The organism is Brachybacterium sp. AOP3-A1-3 (assembly GCF_052378285.1).
Taxonomy (GTDB): Bacteria; Actinomycetota; Actinomycetes; order Actinomycetales; family Dermabacteraceae; genus Brachybacterium.
Window position 1 is genome coordinate 75,571 of the sequence record NZ_JBQSXM010000010.1, and the last position, 17,792, is coordinate 93,362.

Below are 17,792 nucleotides of genomic sequence, written 5' to 3' on the forward strand. Positions count from 1 at the left end.
GAGCGCGCCGAGGCGCTCGAAGGAGCAGCGCGTTGATCAGCTTCGATGACCGCCATGGGCCCGCGGATGCGGCGCCGGCCACCGCCTACCCGGATCTCACCGTGCCGAGCTGGTACCGCGACGCGAAGCTCGGCGTGTTCGTGCACTGGGGCCTGTACTCCGTGCCCGCCTGGGCGGACGTCCTGGACCGCAGCGACGTCACCGCGCAGAACGCCTACGCCCGCCACCAGTACGCCGAGTGGTACGCGAACACCGTGCGCATCGACGGCAGCCCCACCCGGGAGCGGCACGAGAGGATCCACGGCGTCGGGCACTCCTACGAGGACTTCGCCGACGACTGGCACCCGGCCGACGACGCGGTCCCGAGGATCGTGGACCTGGCCCGACGCGCCGGCGCCCGGTACGTGGTGCCGACGACGAAACACCACGACGGGTTCTGCCTGTGGGATTCTGCGACCACGCCCTTCACCGCCGCCCGTCGCAGCCCGGGCCGTGACCTCATCGCCGAGTTCGCGAGCTCCGTGCGCGAGGCCGGGCTGCGCCTGGGCTTGTACTACTCGGGCGCGCACGACTGGCATGCGAGCGAGTTCCCGCCGCTGACCTCGAACGACGAGCTGTTCGCTTCGCGCCGCAACGACCCGGAGTTCGCGGGCTTCGCCGCCGCCCAGCTGCGCGAGCTGATCGAGCGCTTCTCCCCGGATCTGCTGTGGAACGACATCGACTGGCCCGACGCCGGCAAGGACGACGGGCCGGATTCCCTGCAGGAGCTGTTCCGCGCCCATCTCACCGCGACCCCGGACGGCCTGGTCAACGACCGCTGGGGTGTGCCCGTGCACGGCGTGCTCACCCGCGAGTACCAGGACATCGCCGAGGTGCAGGAGGAGGCCTTCGAATCCACCCGCGGCCTGGGGCTCTCCTTCGGCTACAACGCCGACGAATCCGCCGAGCACGCCCTGGACGGGGCCGCGCTGATCCGCCTGCTGGCCGACGTGGTCTCCAAGAACGGGAACCTGCTCATCAACGTCGGCCCCCGCGCCGACGGCAGCATCCCGGAGCTGCAGGCCCGCGCGCTCGAGGAGCTGGGGGAGTGGCTGGGCCGGCACGGAGAGGCGATCTATGCGACGAGGCCGTGGTTCCACGAGGCGGTGCGGGTGCCGCCCGAGGGTGTGCGCTTCACGCTCGGGGTCGACGCCGATCGGCGTGCCGTGCTGCACGCGCTGCTGCTGGACCCGGCGGCGGGGCCGGTGACCCTCGATGAGGACGTCTCCGCAGCGGTCCGGGAGATCGAGCGCGTGACAGGGGACAGTGGCCCGGTCACTCTGACTCCGGACCCGGGCGAGCAGATCGTCGCGGTGGTGACCCTGTCGCTCCGGTGACGAGCTGATCCGGGGCGCGGCTGTCGGGTCTTAGGCAGGTCTACCCGATGGCGCGGATCTGTCACAGAGCTACCGCTCTGACCCCTTCATGGCCGGGCATCCTACGGTCGCGCAGCGTCGTAATAGCCGTGCCCGACGACCGCGTGCCGTACTCCGCCAACAGGGTTATCTACGTCGCCCTCGAACCGCGGGATCACGTGGATGTGTGCATGAAAAACGGTCTGGCCTGCGGCCTGGCCCGCATTGAAGCCGACGTTGTAGCCGTCGGGGTTGAAGGCTGCGTCGAGCTCATCCTTCACCGTGGCAATGATGCGCAGAGCCGCTTCCCACTCTTCCCTCGTGGCATCGAACCAATTCGCGATCTCGCGCACGGGAATCACGAGGGAGTGACCCGGTGATACTGGGTTGGCATCGCGCACGGCGAAGCAGAGGGCGTCCCCGGTGATCCACTGTTCCGTGGGGATGGCTGAGAACGGTGACTCGCGCGTCGACATGGACCAATCAGACGTTATCGGGTGCTCTCGACAGGGGAGGCGCGCTCGACCGAGCAGGTCCGCGCCATAAACGGTCGGGCGCGACACAGAGAATGAGGGCCACTACAGCAATCCGCTCGGTATCCCCGCAGGGGTGGACCGCCGTTGCGCCGCGACTTCCTGATTAGATGAGGCGATGGATTCAGCTGTCGTATACCTTGCCCGGCACGGTCAAACCGAGTGGAACGTGCAGAAGCGGTGGCAAGGTCAGCTCGAATCCCCTCTCACTGGGCAGGGTCGGCAGGCGGCGACGGATCTTGCACAGTTCGCCGTTGAACGCGACGTAGACGCGGTGTTCTCCAGCCCGCTGCTGCGGGCCCGTAGCACTGCGGCCATCGCGGCCAATGCCCTCGGGGTGCGGCTACAGGTGCTCCCAGAACTCGCCGAACTGCACCACGGCGCGATGGCCGGGCTGACCGCCCCGGAAGCCGACAGCATGTTCCCCGGTGCCCGCGCCACGCGCGAGCACGACAAGTACCAGTGGCGATTCCCCGGCGGAGAGAACTACGCCGACGCAGACGAACGTGCAGCGCGCGCGATCTCGGAAGTGGAGCGCGAGGGCTGCAATCGCGCTTTGATCGTCTCGCACGAAATGATCGGACGCATGCTGCTGCGCCAGGCCGCCGGATGGGAACCGCGCGTAACGTTGGGACGTCGGCAACCCCATCATCGTGTCTATCGAGTCGTGCGCTCAACGGGCGAGGTCTCGGAGCTTTCAACTGATCCCTCAACACCGAACTAGGGTTGCGTGCCATAAACGGTCGATGACGAATCAGCGCCAAGACCCCTCCCAGTCGTAGAGCGGCGCGCTCGTCTCGTACTCCCGAAGCTCGGTAATGAGCCCGTCAGCGACCCGGGCAATCGTCGCACCCTCGAAGGTTCCGCGGCTGCCCCTAAATGTGCACTCGAAAGTCCACTGCGCTACTTCACGATCTCCGCTCACGAAGTGGTCCATGAGGACCCATCTGTGCACCGTGCCCCCAGCGCCGAACCAGGCCTGAGCCCACTGTCGAACTCGGGGACGACCTCGATAGACAGGCCCGTAACACTCGGTGACCACGCAGCCTTCTGACACGAGTGCAGCGATGGACTCAGGGTCCCCGTGGACCCACGCCGCCACATACTCCGTCAGTGCAGTCATGTCCTCACGGTATCGGCCAGGTCGCAGGGCTCGTCGCGAGCATGCAGCCCGGTGTCTCATAAACGGTCGGTTCTGAACCCGACGCTAGAGGAGGTTCCGGTCGTAGACATGCATAACGACGGGACTTCCGTCGTCCAGAGCCTCGGTGTCGATCTGGACTTCGCGGAGATGCTCGAAGCTCGCCTTCTCGGCAACACGTGACGAGGCAGCGTTTCGGGCGTCGCAACGGATCACTGCCCGAGTGCCGACTGCTCTATCGCGGATTGTCGCGCAGATCAGCTCGACTGCACGGGCAGCTATATCTCGCCCGCGAACCCACGGGGCGACCCCGTAGGCGATATTGACATCACCGGGCTCCAGGCCATCGGTGACATCCGGATCAAAGTCCACCGTGCCGACACAGTGGCCATCGAGCCAAATCCCGAAGACACGCTTGGGCTTGCCGAGCTCGGCGTCACGGCTGAGCTGGGCGATGAACTCCGTTGTCCCCTCGATCGTGCTCTTCTCTTCACTGAGCCATCTCACCGTCTGTTCATCTTCCGCGTCGACAACGGCTCGGGCGTCCTCGAGGCGGAGGGGCTCAATGGATATCTGCATGTCGGGACCGTACGCCCCCGTGCATCATCGTGCGAGCAGTTTTCCACCCTCGCGTTCCGTTGGGGTATATCGGGTTGACCAGCACCGATGTCAGCGGTTGGTGGGTCAGGTCGAACGTTCGCGAGCGTTAGGTCGAACAAACGCGAGGGCTGGGTCGACCGTTCGCGATACATGGGCCATTCCTGCGCGAGTCCGCTGCGGGGCCCCGTCACCCCTCGCCGAGCAGCTCTGCGATCTGCGGGTGACCGGCGATGTAGTCCCGAGCAGCTTCGCCCCCAGCTCCGGTGTGCGGACCAGCGGGTGCGTGGAGAAGCCCTGCCAGGCGGCCTCGCGGGACCCGGTCGTGGCCGCCTCGAGGATCTTCCGCTCGGCCGCTCGCAGGGTGCTCATCATGTCTAGCCGGCCCAGCTCGATCTGCGCGGCGGGCAGGGGGTGCACCCGTTCGCGGCCCACCTCGAGCACGCTGCTCGGCGGGGGCTCGGGACGATCCGCTCGCCCGACGGGGCGTCCTGCCGATCGGTGCTAATGAGGTGTGGCGTCACTACCAGCGCCGACACGATGAGCCCGTTTCCTAGCTGGCGTGGATGGCCTGGATCTTCTGCTCGAGCCAGCCGCGCGCGGAGGAGATGTCGGGCAGTACGGGAGTCTGCTCCTCGATCTCCGTCTCCTGTCGAGCTTCTGAGTAGGCGATCGTCCAGGAGTCCATCGAGCGGAGGGGCAGAGGCGGCCATTTCTGGGCGTGGCGCCACTCGAAGGTCTGCGTGCAGTACCGATGCAATGCCGGGAGGTCTGGCTTCGCGGCCCACAGCAGCTGCAGGTCCACCAGGTCGTGTGCCCGAACGTAGCTGGGATCGGTGACAGCGTGGATCTTCTGTGCGATCTGGTGCTCCAGGTCGATCAGCTCAACCGGCTGCAGCTCCCCGAAGCCGAACGCCTGTCCCATCTGGACGAGCTCGCGGTCCACCTCGCGGCGCGAATGTGCGCGGGGGCCGATCTCTGGATCGGAGACCTCGACGTCCAGCCCGCCCCAAAGCTTCCCGAGGAAGGAGAGTGAGACGCGATAGGGGTGTATCGCGTAGTGCGGACGGGCAAGTCCGGGATCGTGGATCCGCCCGCGCCGCAACGACGCGGTGAAGGCGATCCGGTCCGGGGCGTCCGGGTCACGGCGCAGAGCTCCGCGGGAGGCCGGCACAGTTCCCCAACCCGTGGCCAGTCTTGCGGTGAATGACTGTTCGAACTCTTCCCCCCGAGCTCTGGTGGTGACATCGAGATCTGCGGTGGCTCGGGTCCCGCTCTCTCCCATGCGCAGCTTTACCCCCATGCCGCCCTTGACGGCGACAGCCTCCGGGAGCATCTGCGAGACGATCAGGGTGCAGAGCATCTGTCGCGCGCGGGCGACTGGGATCTTCAGCTCGTGGGCGATGTCCTGGAGGCGAGCGTCGAGCTGGGAGATGTTCACAGGCGGCGGTGCGGGCCTCACGAGAGGGCTCCCGTCGAGGGCGTCTGAGCCACGTCCCGGTCATCGATGAGATCGCGGCGGAGGGCTTCTTCGACGAGTGCCGTCCAGCGTTCTGGAGGCATGCGGCCCTGGAGGTCGTCGAGTGCGCGTCGCACGGTGGTCGACGGGATTCCTTCGGTCAGCGTCAGATCGCCGTCGGGCACGTCGGAGCGGGTCTCGAGCTCCATCCATTCCGGCAACGTCCGACGCACTCGACGCCTGGTGCCCACTTTGATCCGATGCGGGTTGAACTGGCCGATACCGAGCAGGTCGAGCACTGCTTCGCGGTGCAGGAACGTCCCGTCACCTGCCAGTGCGACAGCGATCGCCGACTCCGTCGCCGCGTCGGTCGGAATGTCGTGGTGCACGTAGACGCCCTTCCCGTAGCGACGCAGGGCGCCGCGGGCCGCGAGCTTCCGCACCTCCACGGCGGGGACTCCTGCATCGTCAGCATCGGCGACCGTGACCACTCCGTGGTGTGCGGCAGCGATCTCCCACAGGTCTCTTCGGTATCCCATGAGCTCACCTCCGTGGCAAAACCGTACCAGTTTCGGTACGGTTTTGACATGCCCTGTGGGTGGACTGCGTTCAGCCTTCGCTGAAGAGTGCGGCGATCTGCGGGTGGCCGGCCTCGTAGCCCTCGAGCAGCTTGTTCCCCAGCTCCGGTGAGCTGACCAGCGGGTGCGTGGAGAAGCCCTGCCAGGCGGCCTCGCGGGACCCGGTCGTCGCGGCCTCGAGGATCTTCCGCTCAGCCGACCGCAGGGTGCTCATCATACCGAGCCGTCCCAGCTCCAGCGGGGCGATGGGCAGCGGGTGCACCCCGTTCCCGTCGACCTCGCACAGCACCTCGAGCACGGCGTCCGCCGGGAGCTCGGGCACGATGCGCTCGGCGGCCGGGGCGTCCTGCCTATTGGCGCTGATATTGCCCACGTCGAGGATCATCCGCTCGCGGCGACCGGTGGCCAGCGCCGTCATCAGGCGCAGCGCCACCTCCTGGTAGCCGCCGCCGGCGACGTCCTCCTCGCGGCGCTCCTCATCGCGCGACTCGGCCATGTACGTGGCCTCGCGCTCGTGCAGGGTCGAACGCCAGAGGTCCACCGGCGAGGAGCAGCAGGACTCGCTCGACGGGTCGGCGTCGTCGTGCTGGGCGGAGTCGGCCGTCGGCGCACTGGGCGCGGTGGTGCCTGTGGCGACGTCCGCGGCGACGTCCGCGGTGGCGTCCGCGGCGGCGAGGTAGAAGTCGCCCTGCTGCTTCGCGAGGAACTCCCCACGCGTGGTCGCCGAACCCGTGATCCTCTCGATCGCGGAGGCGGTGTGCAGGTAGTAGTACAGGTATTCGTTGGGCAGCGCCCCGTCGGCCCGCACCCAGTCCTTGCCGATCAGACGGGCCTCCTCGATCTCCTCGAGGGCGTCGTCGTCGGCCAGCAGTCCCGGCAGGCGGTCCACCCCGTCGACCGTGACAGTGCGCAGCCAGCCCAGGTGGTTCAGTCCCACGTAGTCGACCTCGGCGCCGCGCTCGCCGGCCACCAGGTCCACATCCAGCAGGCGGCCCACGCGGCGCACCAGGCCGATCGGGGTGTCGCAGATGCCCACCACGCGGTCCCCGAGGAGCGAGCGCATGGCCTCGGTGACGATGCCGGCGGGGTTGGTGAAGTTGATGACCCAGGCGGCGGGGGCGAGCTCGGCGACGGTGCGCGCGATCTCGAGGGCCACGGGGATGGTGCGCAGCGCATAGGCGAGGCCGCCGGGGCCGATGGTCTCCTGGCCGAGCAGCCCCAGGCCCAGCGCTACCCGCTCGTCGACCGTGCGGGCCTCCGCGCCGCCCACGCGCACGGCGCTGAACACGAAGTCCGCCCCGGTGACCGCCTCGCGCAGATCGGTGGTGGCGGTGACGCGCGGCGGATGCGCGGCGCGCCCGTCGGCCTCGAGCTGGGCGCGCACGCCGTCGATGACCTCGGTGATCGTGCGCAGCCGGGCGGCGTCCACGTCCTGCAGGGCGATCTCGTCGACCTGCAGTCCGGTGGCGCCGGTGGCCATGGCCTCGTACACGAGGGGGACGCGGAAGCCGCCCCCGCCCAGGATCGTCAGCTTCATGGCAGCAGGACCTCCAGGTCCTCCCCCTCGGGGAGGGTGAGTGAGTCGGGGGAGCGGTCGGTGACCAGGGCGGTGAACTGCCCCAGGGTGGAGACCTCGAGGAACCCCGAGCCGGGGAACTTCTCGTGGTCGGCGAGCAGGAAGGCGGAGGTCGAGACCTCGAGCAGGCCGCGTTTGATCGGCACCTCGCTGGGGGTCGAGTCCAGGACGGTGCCGTCGGGCCGGATCCCGGAGGTGCCGAGGAAGGCGATGTCGACGCGCACCTGGCGCAGGGCGGATTCGGTGAGGGTGCCCACGAGCGACTGGTAGTTGGGTCGCAGCAGGCCCCCGAGCACCACGATGTCGATGCTCGGCGCGTCGGCGAGGGCGGTGACCACGGCGAGGGAGGCGGTGACGACGGTCAGGGACCGGTTCTGGAGCAGGGGGCACATCGCCGCGACGGTGGTGCCGATGTCCAGGGCGATCACGTCGCCGTCGGCGATGCAGGCCACGGCCCGTTCGGCGATGCTGCGCTTGGCGGCGGACGCGGAGGTGGCGACATCGGCGAAGGCGCGCGGGTCGGCCTCGGGGCGCACCGATCCGCGCACGTCGCACGCCCCGCCGCGCACCCGGCGCACGACGCCGGAGGTGGACAGCATCTCCAGGTCGCGGCGGATCGTGGCCTCGGAGACGGCGAAGTCCGAGCTCAGGGTGCCGACGGTCGCCGAGCCGTGACGGCGCACGAAGGCGGCGATGGCCTCGTGGCGTTCCTCGCTGAGCATGGGCACACCGTAGCACCGACCGATCATCTTCGAACACCATCGAGCAGAAGCCTGCACATCCGCACACGATGTGTCATCATGGTGCCCTGCGCCACAGCATCGCGGCTGTTGCCGCCTCGCATCCTCAGGAGGACCCCATGCGTCGACGTACCTTCCTCGGCTCGACCGCCGTCGCCGGAGGCCTCGGGCTCCTCGCCGCCTGCGCTCCCGGCTCCGATTCCGGCTCCGGAGGCAGTGATGGTGGGGGTTCCGGCCCCGCCGCAGGAGATGTCGAGACGGATCCCTCGGCGATGGGTGACGTCACCCTGAAAGTCTGGGACCAGGAGGTCCGCGGCGCGCAGAACGACGCGATCGAGGCCCTGATCAAGGCCTTCGAGAAGGACAACCCCAACATCACGGTGAAGCGGGTCAAGCAGTCCTTCGACGACCTCCAGCAGCAGACGGGCCTCGCCCTGTCCGGCAACGACGTGCCTGACGTGCTGCAGGTCAACAATGCGCGCGGCGACATGGGCGAGTTCGTCAAGGCCGGCCAGCTCACCGACCTCTCCGGGTACGCCGAGGCCTACGGCTGGGCGGATCGGTTCTCCGACTCCGTGCTCTCCAAGGCCCGCTATTCGGCCGACGGCGTCACCTTCGGCGAGGGCTCCCTGTGGGGCCTCCCGCAGACCGGCGAGGTGTGCGGCATCTACTACAGCGCGGCAAAGCTCGAGAAGCTCGGTGCCGAGCCCCCGACCAGCTGGGACGAGCTGTTCGCCCTGGTCGAGAAGGCGCAGAAGGCGGGCGAGCAGCCCCTCGTGCTCGGCAACCTCGAGCAGTGGCCCGCGCTGCACGTGTTCGGCCCGCTCCAGGCGAACTTCGTGCCCACCGACGAGATCACCACGCTCGCCATGGGCAACGCCGGTGCCGAGTGGACCGATGACCCGAACATCCAGGCCCTCACCCAGCTCGCGGAGTGGGGCAGCAGCGGCGCCTTCGGCGACTCGCCCAACGGCCTCGCCTACGACACCGCCTGGGCCGACTACACCAAGGGCACCGGGGTGCTGCTGATCGGCGGCTCCTGGCTGGGCCCCGACATGGAAGCCGTCATGGGCGACGATCTGCGGTTCATGGCCCCGCCCGCCGGCGCCGACGGGAAGGTCGCCACCACCGGCGGCACCGGGCTGCCCTTCGGGATCCCTGCCAAGGCCGCCAACCCGGACGCCGCCGCGGCGTACATCGACTACATCACCAGCGACAAGGCGATGGAGCTCATCGCCGACAACGGCGGCATGCCGGTGCTGCGCACCGCCGAGCTGGCGCCGAAGTCCGGGGTCAACAAGGACATCTACGAAGCCTTCGACGCGGTCTCGAACGACGGGGTGCTGCTGCCCTACCTCGACTACGCGACACCGTCCTTCGCCGACACCGCCGGCGCCGCGCTGCAGGAGGTTATCGGGGGGCAGGCCGAGCCCGCGGCCGCCGCCGAGACCCTGCAGAAGGACTACGGCGACTTCACCAAGAAGGCCTGAGCGGCGCATGGCTCGACAGCGACCCTCGGCCGTCGTGCGCTCCCACGCGACGCCGTACCTGTTCATCCTCCCGGCGTTCCTGGTCTACGCCGCCTTCTCGCTGTACCCGCTGGTGCGGGCCGCGCAGTTCTCGCTCTTCGAGTGGCCCGGCTTCGGTCCGTCCACCTTCGTGGGGCTGCAGAACTACGTCGACCTCGCCTCGGACGCGGCCTTCCGGGCGGCGATCGGGAACGCGCTGGTGCTGATCCTGTTCTACGCGGCGCTGCCGCTCGTGATCGGGCTGGTGCTCGCGGCGATCTTCCGGCGCGGCCAGGTGCGGGGGATGGGCTTCTTCCGCTCGGTGATCTTCCTGCCCCAGGTGATCGCCCTGGTCGTCGTCGCGGTCGCGTGGCGGAACATCTATGCGCCGGGCGGACCGCTGAACCAGGCGCTGCGGGCCGTGGGGCTCGACGAGCTGGCCCGCGGCTGGCTCGGGGACCCCGGGGCGGCGCTGCCCGCCGTCGGCTTCATCGGGACCTGGCTCGAGATGGGCCTGGTGATGCTGCTCCTGCTGGCCGGCATGAGCCGGATCCCCGACGACCTCTTCGAGGCCGCTCGCCTCGACGGGGCCGGCCCCGTGCGGGAGTTCTTCGCGATCACCCTGCCCTCGGTGCGCGGGGAGATCGTGGTGGCCCTCGTGCTCACGATCATCGCCGCGCTGAAGACCTTCGACCTGGTCTACCTGACCACCTCCGGCGGCCCCGGCAACGCCACCACCGTACCGAGCTACGAGGTGTACTACCGGGCGTTCCAGCTGCGTGAGGTCGGCTCGGCGAGCGCGGTCGCCATCGTGCTGACTCTGCTCGTGTTCGCGATCAACGTGGTCGTCACCCGCATCGGGGAGCGTGCCTCATGAGGATCTCCACCGCCGAGCGGACGATGAACTACGTGGTGCTGGGCGTCTTCGCCCTGTTCGCGATGATCCCGATCCTCACCATCCTCGCCACCGCCGTCTCCCCGCAGAACGGGCAGGCCCCGGGCCTGCACCTGGCGAACTTCGTCGAGGCCTGGCAGGTGGGAGGCTTCGGGCACTCGCTGGGCAACTCCCTGGTCGTCGCGGTGATCGTGGTGACCAGCGCCGTCGCGCTGTCCGTGCTCGCGGGCTACGCCTTCGGCACGATGCGGTTCCCGGGCTCGACGCTCCTGTTCTACGTGTTCCTGCTGGGGCTCATGATCCCCACCGAGGCGACCGTCATCCCCCTGTTCTTCGACCTGCGCACGGTGGGGCTGACCGACACCTATGCCGCGATCGCCCTGCCGCAGATCGCCCAGTCCGTCGCCTTCGGCACCTTCTGGCTGCGCGCCCAGTTCCGCTCGATGCCGGTGAGCCTGCTCGAGGCCGCCGCGATCGACGGCGCCGGGCCGATGCGCACCCTGCTGCGGATCGTGGCCCCCGCCTCCGTGCCCGCCCTGACCACCCTGGTGGTGCTCGTGTTCATGTGGACCTGGAACGAGTTCCTCATCGCCCTGGTCATGGCGCCGGGCGGCACGCTGCGCACCGCCCCGCTGGGCCTGGCGAACTTCCAGGGCCAGTACACCGCCGAGCTCTCCCTGCTCTCGGCCGGCGCCGTGATCGTCGCCCTGCCGATGGTGATCATGTTCCTGTTCCTGCAGCGCCACTTCATCCGCGGAATGCTCGAAGGAGCCGTCAAATGATGACCCCCGACCACCCCGACCCGACGGACGCCCACGTCCCGCACGCCCCGCCCCTCACCCCCGAGGCGGCCGCTGCGCTCGATGCGGCCGACGACTGGGACCCCCTGGCCGCACAGCGCAGCCCGGAGGACCCTCCGCTGGACGTGCTGCTGTCCGGCACGGTCTTCTTCGACATCGTCTTCACGGGGCTGGACAGGCTTCCGCAGCCCGGCGAGGAGATGTGGAGCAAGGGGATGGGCTCCAGCCCCGGCGGCATTGCGAACCTCGCGGTCGCCGCCGCCCGCCTGGGCCTGCGCACCGGCCTCGTCGCCGGGTTCGGGGACGACGCCTATGCCGACTGGATGTGGCACACCATGGCGCACGAGGAGGGGATCGACCTCACCGCGTCGCGCCGCTTCCCGGACTTCCACTCCTCCCTGACGGTCTCCGTCGCCACCCAGGGGGATCGGGCGATGACGACCCACGGGCACGAGCTGCCCGAGCCGCTGTCGAAGCTGATCGCCGACGCCCCCGCGGCGCGGGCGGCCGTGGTCGACCTGGCAGGGGAGACCTCCTGGTGGGCGGATCTGGCCCGCCGCGGCTCGAAGATCTTCGCCGACATCGGCTTCGACGAGACCGGCCGCTGGGATCTCTCCGACCTCGCCCCGCTCGCGCACTGCCACGCCTTCACCCCCAACGCGATGGAGGCGATGAGCTACACCCGCACCGACAGTCCCGACCGCGCCGTGCGGGCGCTCGCCGAGATGGTGCCGCTTGCCGTGGTGACGGATGGCGCCGCCGGCTCCTACGCCATCGATGGATCCACCGGCGAGGAGGCTTTCTGCCCGGCGGTCCCCGTCACGGCGACGGACACCACCGGCGCCGGCGACGTGTTCTCCGCCGCGATGGTCCTGGGCACCCTCGCGGACTGGCCCCTGGCCGAACGCCTCAAGTTCGGGTCGCTGTGTTCGGCGCTCGCCGTCCAGCAGTTCGGCGGCTCCCTCGCCGCGCCCGGCTGGGGCGACATCACCGACTGGTGGCGCCACCTCAGCGACGCGGCCGACAGCGGCGACCTGCGCGCCGCCTACACCCGTGACGGGTACTGCTTCCTCGATGACGTCGTCCCGGACCATCGGGTCCAGGGCCGGCGCCGCGCCCAGGGAACCTTCGCCCTGCGCTCCGACGCCGGCAAGCACTGACCTAGCCCGCACCTCCCCGCCCTTCGCCTCACAGCCCGTTCGCTCACCGATGACGACGTGCAGCCGCACCGCAGCGGCATGCATCTGGAGAGAAGAGAAACCATGGTCGACCTCGCCCGCCCGATGCCCCAGCCCGCCCCGCAGACCCAGTCCGCTTCCGACCCGGTGACGTCGCCGGGGAGCGTCAGCCGACGTCGACTCCTGCAGGGCTCCGCCGTGCTCGGGCTCGCCGCGGGCGCGACCGCGCTGGACCTCAACGCCCTGTCGCCCATGGAGCGGGCCCTCGCCGACGGAGCCGTGGATCTCGACATCCTGTACATCGGCGCCCACCCCGACGACGAGGCATGGACCCTGGCCGCCTTCGGCCAGTGGAACGAGTTCGAGGACCAGCGGGCCGGGGTCATCACCCTGACCCGTGGGGAGGGCGGCGGCAACGCCGTAGGCCTCGAGGAGGGGCCCGCGCTGGGCCTCATCCGCGAGACCGAGGAGCGCACCGCCGTCGGCTACGCCGGCATCGAGCACGTCTTCAACCTCGACGCCGTCGACTTCTTCTACACCCTGTCCGCGCCGCTCACCTACGACGTGTGGGGCGGCGCCGAGGCGCTCAGCCGCGTGATCCGCGTGGTGCGGGCGACCAGGCCAGACGTCATCGTCACCATGAATCCCTCCGCCGTCGAGGGCAACCACGGCAACCACCAGCAGGCCGCGATGTTCGCCGTCGAGGCGTACCTGCTCGCCGGCCGGGACGACGTCTTCCCCGAGCACTTCGACGAGGGCCTGACGCCTTTCTCCCCGCGGCGCATCCTGCGCTCCGGCTCCAACGGCAGCTCCGGCACCGGGCCCGACGCCGTCGCCGCAGGCTACGAGCCCGACATCGCCAGCGACGTCGTCTTCGGCACCTGGAACGGCACCGAGTCGCAGCGCCACGGCAAGCGCTGGAGCGCCGTGCGCGACGACTCCGTGCACAGCTACCGCACCCAGGGCTGGGCCGTGAACCCGCCCTCGCCCACCGAGCCGGCGAAGATCCCGGCCACCTGGTTCACCCTCATCGACTCCCGCACCCCCTTCGCCGACCCCACCAGCGGCGACACCGCGGCGCTTGCCGGCGCCACCCTCCCGATCGACGGCGGGCTGCCGCTGGGCACCACGCTCGAGGTCACCTCGGACCGCTTCGTCGCCCTGCCCGGTGAGGGCATCGAGGTGACCGTCGCCGTCGGCTCGCCCGGGAAGGCCCTGCCGCAGGCCACCGTGGAGCTCGAGGCGCCCGAGGGCTGGAGCGTCGAGGGCAGCGGGAAGCTCGGCACCGTCCCCGCGAAGCAGCAGCGCAGCGCCACCTTCACGGTCACCGCCCCGGCGGGCACGACCCCCGGCGAGAACGTGCTGCTGCGCGCCACGGCCGCCTCCCGCGGAGGCAGCGGTCAGAACGTGCTGCCGCTGCGCACCGCGGGCCCCGTGGAGGCGGGGATCGCCGACCGCCCCGAGATCGCCGCCTTCCTGGACTGGACCGCGGAGCTCGGCATGCAGCGTCTCGACGCCCTGGTCCCGACGCGGCGCACCCTGGGCTCCGGCCGGGCAGAGACCTTCGAGGTCGTGGCGCGCAACCACTCCACGTCCGCGCAGGACGCGGAGATCACCCTCGAGCTCCCGGACGGCTTCACGGCAGACCCACCGGAGCTGCTGGCCGAAGCGGTCCCCGCCCAGGGGGAGACGCGCCTTACGGTGCGCGTGGAGAACACCGACGCCTCCCTGCCCACCGCGAACCGGGCCCCGGACGGCGGCGTCTACCCGGTGACCGTCACCGCCACGGCCGACGGGGTCGCCGCCCCGACCGCGCAGGGGCTCTGCCTGGTCCCGCGGCTGGTCGCCTCGCGCACCGAGGGCGTCGAGGTCGATGCCGCGCGCGGGGCCGACGAATACCCGGGGGACAACATCGACATCGGCACCCTGTGGGAGGGTCAGGCGGTCGAGGCGGCCGACGCCTCCGGCACCACCTGGGTCACCTACGACGACGAGAACCTGTACGTGTTCGTGCAGGTCACCGATGATGTGCTCGGCACTCTGCTGCCCCCGGAGGACAACAAGCAGCGCTTCCGCACCGACTCGATCGAGATCATGATCGACCCGCGCGGCACCTCCGACAACACCGCCTCGACGTTCATCCTCGGGGCCCTGCCGGGCACCGCCGTCGACGGCAGCATCGGCGGCCCCGTGGCGGGGCGCGATCACGACAACCGCCAGGGCCCCATCGCGGACACCGCCCCCGGGGTGCGGATCGCCGCCGCGATCTCCGACCCCTACGACGGCTACCTGTTCGAGACCAGGATCCCGTTCGCCGAGCTGCCCGACGGCATCGACCCGACGGGCATGGGCTTCAACGTCGTCGTCTACGACTCCGACACCCAGGACAACACCGGGCAGTCCCGGATCGGCTGGTCGACCTACCCGGGCATCCAGGCGGACCCGTCCCGGTGGGGAGTGCTCGAGCTGCCGGATCTCCCCGCCGGAGCGTCCGCCCCGGTGGAGCCGAAGATCCCGGACACCGCGGCCCGCTCCGTCGAATCTCCCGCCTCGATCCTGCAGGCCGCCGGCGACGGCACCGGCCTCGGCGGGGTGCCCGCCCTGCGGTCCCGGACCCTGCGCTTGGAGAAGGTCACGCGCACGAAGAGCGGCGCCACCGCACGGGTGCGCACCGGAGAAGCGGGAACACTGCGCCTGTACCTGTGGGACGGCTCGACGATCCTCGGAACGGTCGATCCCCAGGAGGTCGGCAAGGGCATGACGACCACGGACGTGCCGCTGACCGGCGAGCCCGCGGACGGGGCGCCCCTGCACCTGGTGGCCTCGTTCGAGAACGACGCGGGCACCGTGGCTGCGGCGACCACCCTCAAGTGACGTCGGGGGTGGCGCGGTCAGCACACCTCGCGCACGATGAGGCGCGCAGCGTCCTGGAGCTCAGGGGCGTCGATGCTCAGGGGATCGGTGCGGCTGCACGTGATGCCGTCCGATCCCCACATCGCGACCAGGGTGATCGTGGGGTGGTAAGAGGACCACCACGAGATTCCGTCGAAGGAGCCCTCGTCGAAGATCGTCGCCGCGAGCCGTTGTGTTCGACGTTTGTGACGCTCGATCACGTCGGTGACCCGGCGGACACCCAGTGCGCGAAGCGTTTCTGGATCCGCGAGGTCAGCGAGGCGCGCGGAGTCGGGGATCTCGTAGCAGCTCAGCGCGCGGACGGCCTCGTCGTTGCTCGGCACGAGCAGCATCTCCGACGACCAGGCCGACAGATGCCCGAAGGTCTCTGCTATCGCGCCGTCAGGAGTCGTCGAGAAATAGCGCATGGTGTAGAGGTCGGGGTTGTCCCACCGGCCGGCACCCTGTCCCGGCGGAACGAAGAGCGGGCCATACGGTGCAGCGGGGTCGACGGCGTCGACCCAGGGGTGCACGCGGTACAGCAGCATCAGGCGTAGACACCCGTCTCGTCGCCGGTGATGGCGTCGAGGACCTCGGAGGTGCGTCCCTGGCGGACCATCTCCAGTGGGGTGGCGCCGTCGAGGAAGGCGTTGTGGCCGCTCAGCCAGTCGGGGATCACGGCGTCGTCCCAGACCATGCGGGCACGGGAGACGATGAACTCGAGGTCGGTGACGGCGCGGGCGGCGTCAGAGGACGGCTGGGTCTCTCCGTCCACCCATCGAGTGGTCTGGGAGCGGCTCACGCCGGCCCATGCCGCGAGCTTCGCCTGGCTGCCGAGGGCCCGGGAGGTGGAGCGGACCTTGAGCGTGAACAGCTCGCGGTCGGGCTGTACGGGATGGTCGATGGTGCTCATGGCACCACTATCCTCCCGCAACAAAAATGTTGCAAGAGGTGTCGGGATGATGGGGAGTTCTCCCCGGGGATCTGTGACCGGGGCAGTCCGCCCCATCGCGCTCCCGCCGAGGTCCCCCTAGATTTCAGGGACTGGGTGCGGGTCCCGCAAGGGATACGAGGCCTGGGCACGGGATCGACTTGCCGCGTGAGTCGGCCGACGGTGGGGGCCGTCGGGTCGGCGCAGAGCGCAGCATCACCGGTCTCGTGCCCGCCCTCCATCAGGGGAAGGGGAGGGCAGGCGACCGGCCGTGAGGGGCGGCGGTCGCCGGGCCCTGCACCCGGCGAAGGCGGGATCCGGCGTGAGGAGCCGTGATCCCGCCTTCTGGCCGTCATCTCGCGCTCTGGCCGCCATTCCGCGTTCTGGCCGTCCTTCTCAGCCCTCCTGGGCGAGATGCGCGAGCACCGCAGTGGCGGCGGCCTCGGTCCCCGTGCGCAGGGTGGGCTGCAGGTCGGGGGACCACAGGGGGCTGTGGTTCGGGTACGTCTCCCGGCCCTCGGCGTAGGCGCCGCAGCCCCAGTAGCAGTACGGGGAGCCGAAGGCGTCGGGCACGATCGAGAAGTCCTCCGAGGCGGTGGCCGGCGCCATCTCCTCCACCCGCTCCTCCCCGAACTGCTCCAGGAACCCGCGGCGCACCACCTCGGCGGCGTCGGCGTCGTTGTCCGTCAGGGGGTAGCGGTCGTACAGCTCGATCTCCGGCTCCTTCGGGGAGCGGGCCGCCTCGCACTCGGCGCGCACGATGCGTTCGACGCCGTCGATCAGCTGATCCAGGATCTCCTCGCTGTATGCGCGGAAGTTCAGCAGCATCGTCGCGGTGTCCGGGATGATGTTCGCGCTCGAGCCGGCCTGCAGGGAGCCGACGGTGACCACACCGAAGTTCGACGGGGAGAGCTCGCGCGAGACCAGGGTCTGCAGGCGGGTGACGATCGCCGAGGCCAGCACCACGGGATCCACCCCGAGGTGCGGCATCGAGCCGTGCGACCCCGCGCCGTGGACCACGATCCTCGCCGACGCGGCCGTGCTGAGCACCGGCCCGGAGGCCACCGCGACCTTCCCGGCCACCGGGGTGGTCAGCACATGCTGACCCAGGCACACGTCCGGCGTGGGCACCTTGTCGACCAGCCCGTCGGCCACCATCGACCGGGCACCGGCGGCCTTCTCCTCGCCGGGCTGGAACAGGGCCACGTACGTTCCCGACCAGCCGTCACGATGCTCGGCGAGGAGCTTCGCAGCGCCGAGGCCGGCGGTGATGTGGAAGTCGTGGCCGCAGGCGTGCATCGTCGGCTGCTCCGCGCCGTCGGCATCGGTCTGCGTGGCGGTCGAGGCGTAGTCCAGGCCCGAGGCCTCCGTGACCGGGAGCCCGTCCATGTCGGCCCGGAACAGCACGGTGCGACCGTCGCCGTTCTTCAGCACGCCCACCACGCCGCCCCCGATCTCCTGCACCTCGTAGCCGTACTCGGTGAGCTGCTCGGCGACGATCGTCCGGGTGCGCTCCTCGAGCATTGACAGCTCGGGGTGGCGGTGGAAGTCGGTGAACAGCTCCTAGGAC

The 17,792-nt window shown here is 69.9% G+C and carries 18 protein-coding genes; 7 read left to right on the forward strand and 11 right to left on the reverse strand.

The genetic code is table 11. From position 1 onward, the window contains the following. The first annotated feature begins 32 nt into the window (after positions 1–32). Positions 33–1,376, forward strand: a complete 1,344-nt coding sequence (locus ACT3T5_RS13845) for an alpha-L-fucosidase (RefSeq protein ID WP_444594630.1) — start codon at positions 33–35, stop codon at positions 1,374–1,376. Positions 1,377–1,477: 101 nt separating this feature from the next. On the opposite strand, the gene ACT3T5_RS13850 is transcribed toward ACT3T5_RS13845, so the two are convergent. Then, positions 1,478–1,870, reverse strand: a complete 393-nt coding sequence (locus ACT3T5_RS13850) for an HIT family protein (protein ID WP_444594631.1) — start codon at positions 1,868–1,870, stop codon at positions 1,478–1,480. Positions 1,871–2,045: 175 nt separating this feature from the next. Between ACT3T5_RS13850 and ACT3T5_RS13855 the strand changes: the two genes are divergently transcribed. Continuing rightward, positions 2,046–2,651, forward strand: coding sequence for a histidine phosphatase family protein (locus ACT3T5_RS13855; RefSeq protein ID WP_444594632.1), 606 nt, complete (start codon positions 2,046–2,048; stop codon positions 2,649–2,651). Positions 2,652–2,681: 30 nt separating this feature from the next. On the opposite strand, the gene ACT3T5_RS13860 is transcribed toward ACT3T5_RS13855, so the two are convergent. The 7 genes from ACT3T5_RS13860 to ACT3T5_RS13890 form a co-directional block, all read right to left on the reverse strand. After that, positions 2,682–3,110: a nuclear transport factor 2 family protein gene (locus ACT3T5_RS13860; RefSeq protein WP_444594633.1), complete on the reverse strand. Its 429-nt coding sequence runs from the start codon at positions 3,108–3,110 to the stop codon at positions 2,682–2,684. Between the two features lie 24 nt (positions 3,111–3,134). Next, on the reverse strand, positions 3,135–3,647 hold the full coding sequence (locus tag ACT3T5_RS13865) for a GNAT family N-acetyltransferase (protein ID WP_444594634.1): 513 nt from the start codon (positions 3,645–3,647) through the stop codon (positions 3,135–3,137). Positions 3,648–3,752: 105 nt separating this feature from the next. Next, complete coding sequence (locus tag ACT3T5_RS13870; RefSeq protein WP_444594649.1) at positions 3,753–4,040, reverse strand: hypothetical protein; 288 nt, start codon at positions 4,038–4,040, stop codon at positions 3,753–3,755. A 178-nt stretch (positions 4,041–4,218) separates the two neighbouring features. Then, positions 4,219–5,127, reverse strand: a complete 909-nt coding sequence (locus tag ACT3T5_RS13875) for a nucleotidyl transferase AbiEii/AbiGii toxin family protein (protein WP_444594635.1) — start codon at positions 5,125–5,127, stop codon at positions 4,219–4,221. Further along, positions 5,124–5,663: a type IV toxin-antitoxin system AbiEi family antitoxin domain-containing protein gene (locus tag ACT3T5_RS13880; protein ID WP_444594636.1), complete on the reverse strand. Its 540-nt coding sequence runs from the start codon at positions 5,661–5,663 to the stop codon at positions 5,124–5,126. The genes ACT3T5_RS13875 and ACT3T5_RS13880 overlap by 4 nt, the downstream gene beginning before the upstream one ends. 70 nt (positions 5,664–5,733) lie before the next feature. Continuing rightward, positions 5,734–7,239, reverse strand: a complete 1,506-nt coding sequence (locus tag ACT3T5_RS13885; RefSeq protein ID WP_444594637.1) for a family 4 glycosyl hydrolase — start codon at positions 7,237–7,239, stop codon at positions 5,734–5,736. Continuing rightward, complete coding sequence (locus tag ACT3T5_RS13890) at positions 7,236–8,000, reverse strand: DeoR/GlpR family DNA-binding transcription regulator (RefSeq protein WP_193119100.1); 765 nt, start codon at positions 7,998–8,000, stop codon at positions 7,236–7,238. Before ACT3T5_RS13890 ends, ACT3T5_RS13885 begins: the two co-directional genes overlap by 4 nt. A 137-nt stretch (positions 8,001–8,137) precedes the next feature. On the opposite strand from ACT3T5_RS13890, the gene ACT3T5_RS13895 reads away from it, so the two are divergent. The 5 genes from ACT3T5_RS13895 to ACT3T5_RS13915 all read left to right on the forward strand — a co-directional run bounded on the left by ACT3T5_RS13895 (position 8,138) and on the right by ACT3T5_RS13915 (position 15,273). Beyond that, positions 8,138–9,508, forward strand: a complete 1,371-nt coding sequence (locus ACT3T5_RS13895) for a sugar ABC transporter substrate-binding protein (protein WP_444577432.1) — start codon at positions 8,138–8,140, stop codon at positions 9,506–9,508. 7 nt (positions 9,509–9,515) lie between these two features. After that, entirely contained in the window at positions 9,516–10,403 is an 888-nt protein-coding gene (locus ACT3T5_RS13900) for a carbohydrate ABC transporter permease (RefSeq protein ID WP_444594638.1), read from the forward strand. Then, the gene (locus ACT3T5_RS13905) at positions 10,400–11,203 is read left to right on the forward strand and encodes a carbohydrate ABC transporter permease (protein ID WP_444577430.1); all 804 of its coding nucleotides are present in this window, start codon (positions 10,400–10,402) and stop codon (positions 11,201–11,203) included. Before ACT3T5_RS13900 ends, ACT3T5_RS13905 begins: the two co-directional genes overlap by 4 nt. Beyond that, the gene (locus ACT3T5_RS13910) at positions 11,200–12,381 is read left to right on the forward strand and encodes a carbohydrate kinase family protein (RefSeq protein WP_444594639.1); all 1,182 of its coding nucleotides are present in this window, start codon (positions 11,200–11,202) and stop codon (positions 12,379–12,381) included. The genes ACT3T5_RS13905 and ACT3T5_RS13910 overlap by 4 nt, the downstream gene beginning before the upstream one ends. Positions 12,382–12,483: 102 nt before the next feature. Continuing rightward, positions 12,484–15,273 (forward strand): sugar-binding protein, encoded by a 2,790-nt coding sequence (locus ACT3T5_RS13915; RefSeq protein WP_444577428.1) that lies wholly within the window; start codon positions 12,484–12,486, stop codon positions 15,271–15,273. A 17-nt stretch (positions 15,274–15,290) separates the two neighbouring features. Here ACT3T5_RS13915 and ACT3T5_RS13920 read toward each other — a convergent pair whose 3' ends face one another. From ACT3T5_RS13920 to ACT3T5_RS13930, 3 genes are all read right to left on the reverse strand, one after another. Further along, positions 15,291–15,839 carry an RES family NAD+ phosphorylase gene (locus ACT3T5_RS13920; protein ID WP_444594640.1) on the reverse strand — a complete coding sequence of 183 codons (549 nt, stop codon included), beginning with the start codon at positions 15,837–15,839 and terminating at the stop codon, positions 15,291–15,293. Then, positions 15,839–16,204, reverse strand: coding sequence for a hypothetical protein (locus ACT3T5_RS13925; RefSeq protein WP_343922585.1), 366 nt, complete (start codon positions 16,202–16,204; stop codon positions 15,839–15,841). The genes ACT3T5_RS13920 and ACT3T5_RS13925 overlap by 1 nt, the downstream gene beginning before the upstream one ends. Before the next feature lie 414 nt (positions 16,205–16,618). Then, positions 16,619–17,782 carry an amidohydrolase gene (locus ACT3T5_RS13930; protein ID WP_444594650.1) on the reverse strand — a complete coding sequence of 388 codons (1,164 nt, stop codon included), beginning with the start codon at positions 17,780–17,782 and terminating at the stop codon, positions 16,619–16,621. Positions 17,783–17,792 lie beyond the last annotated feature (10 nt).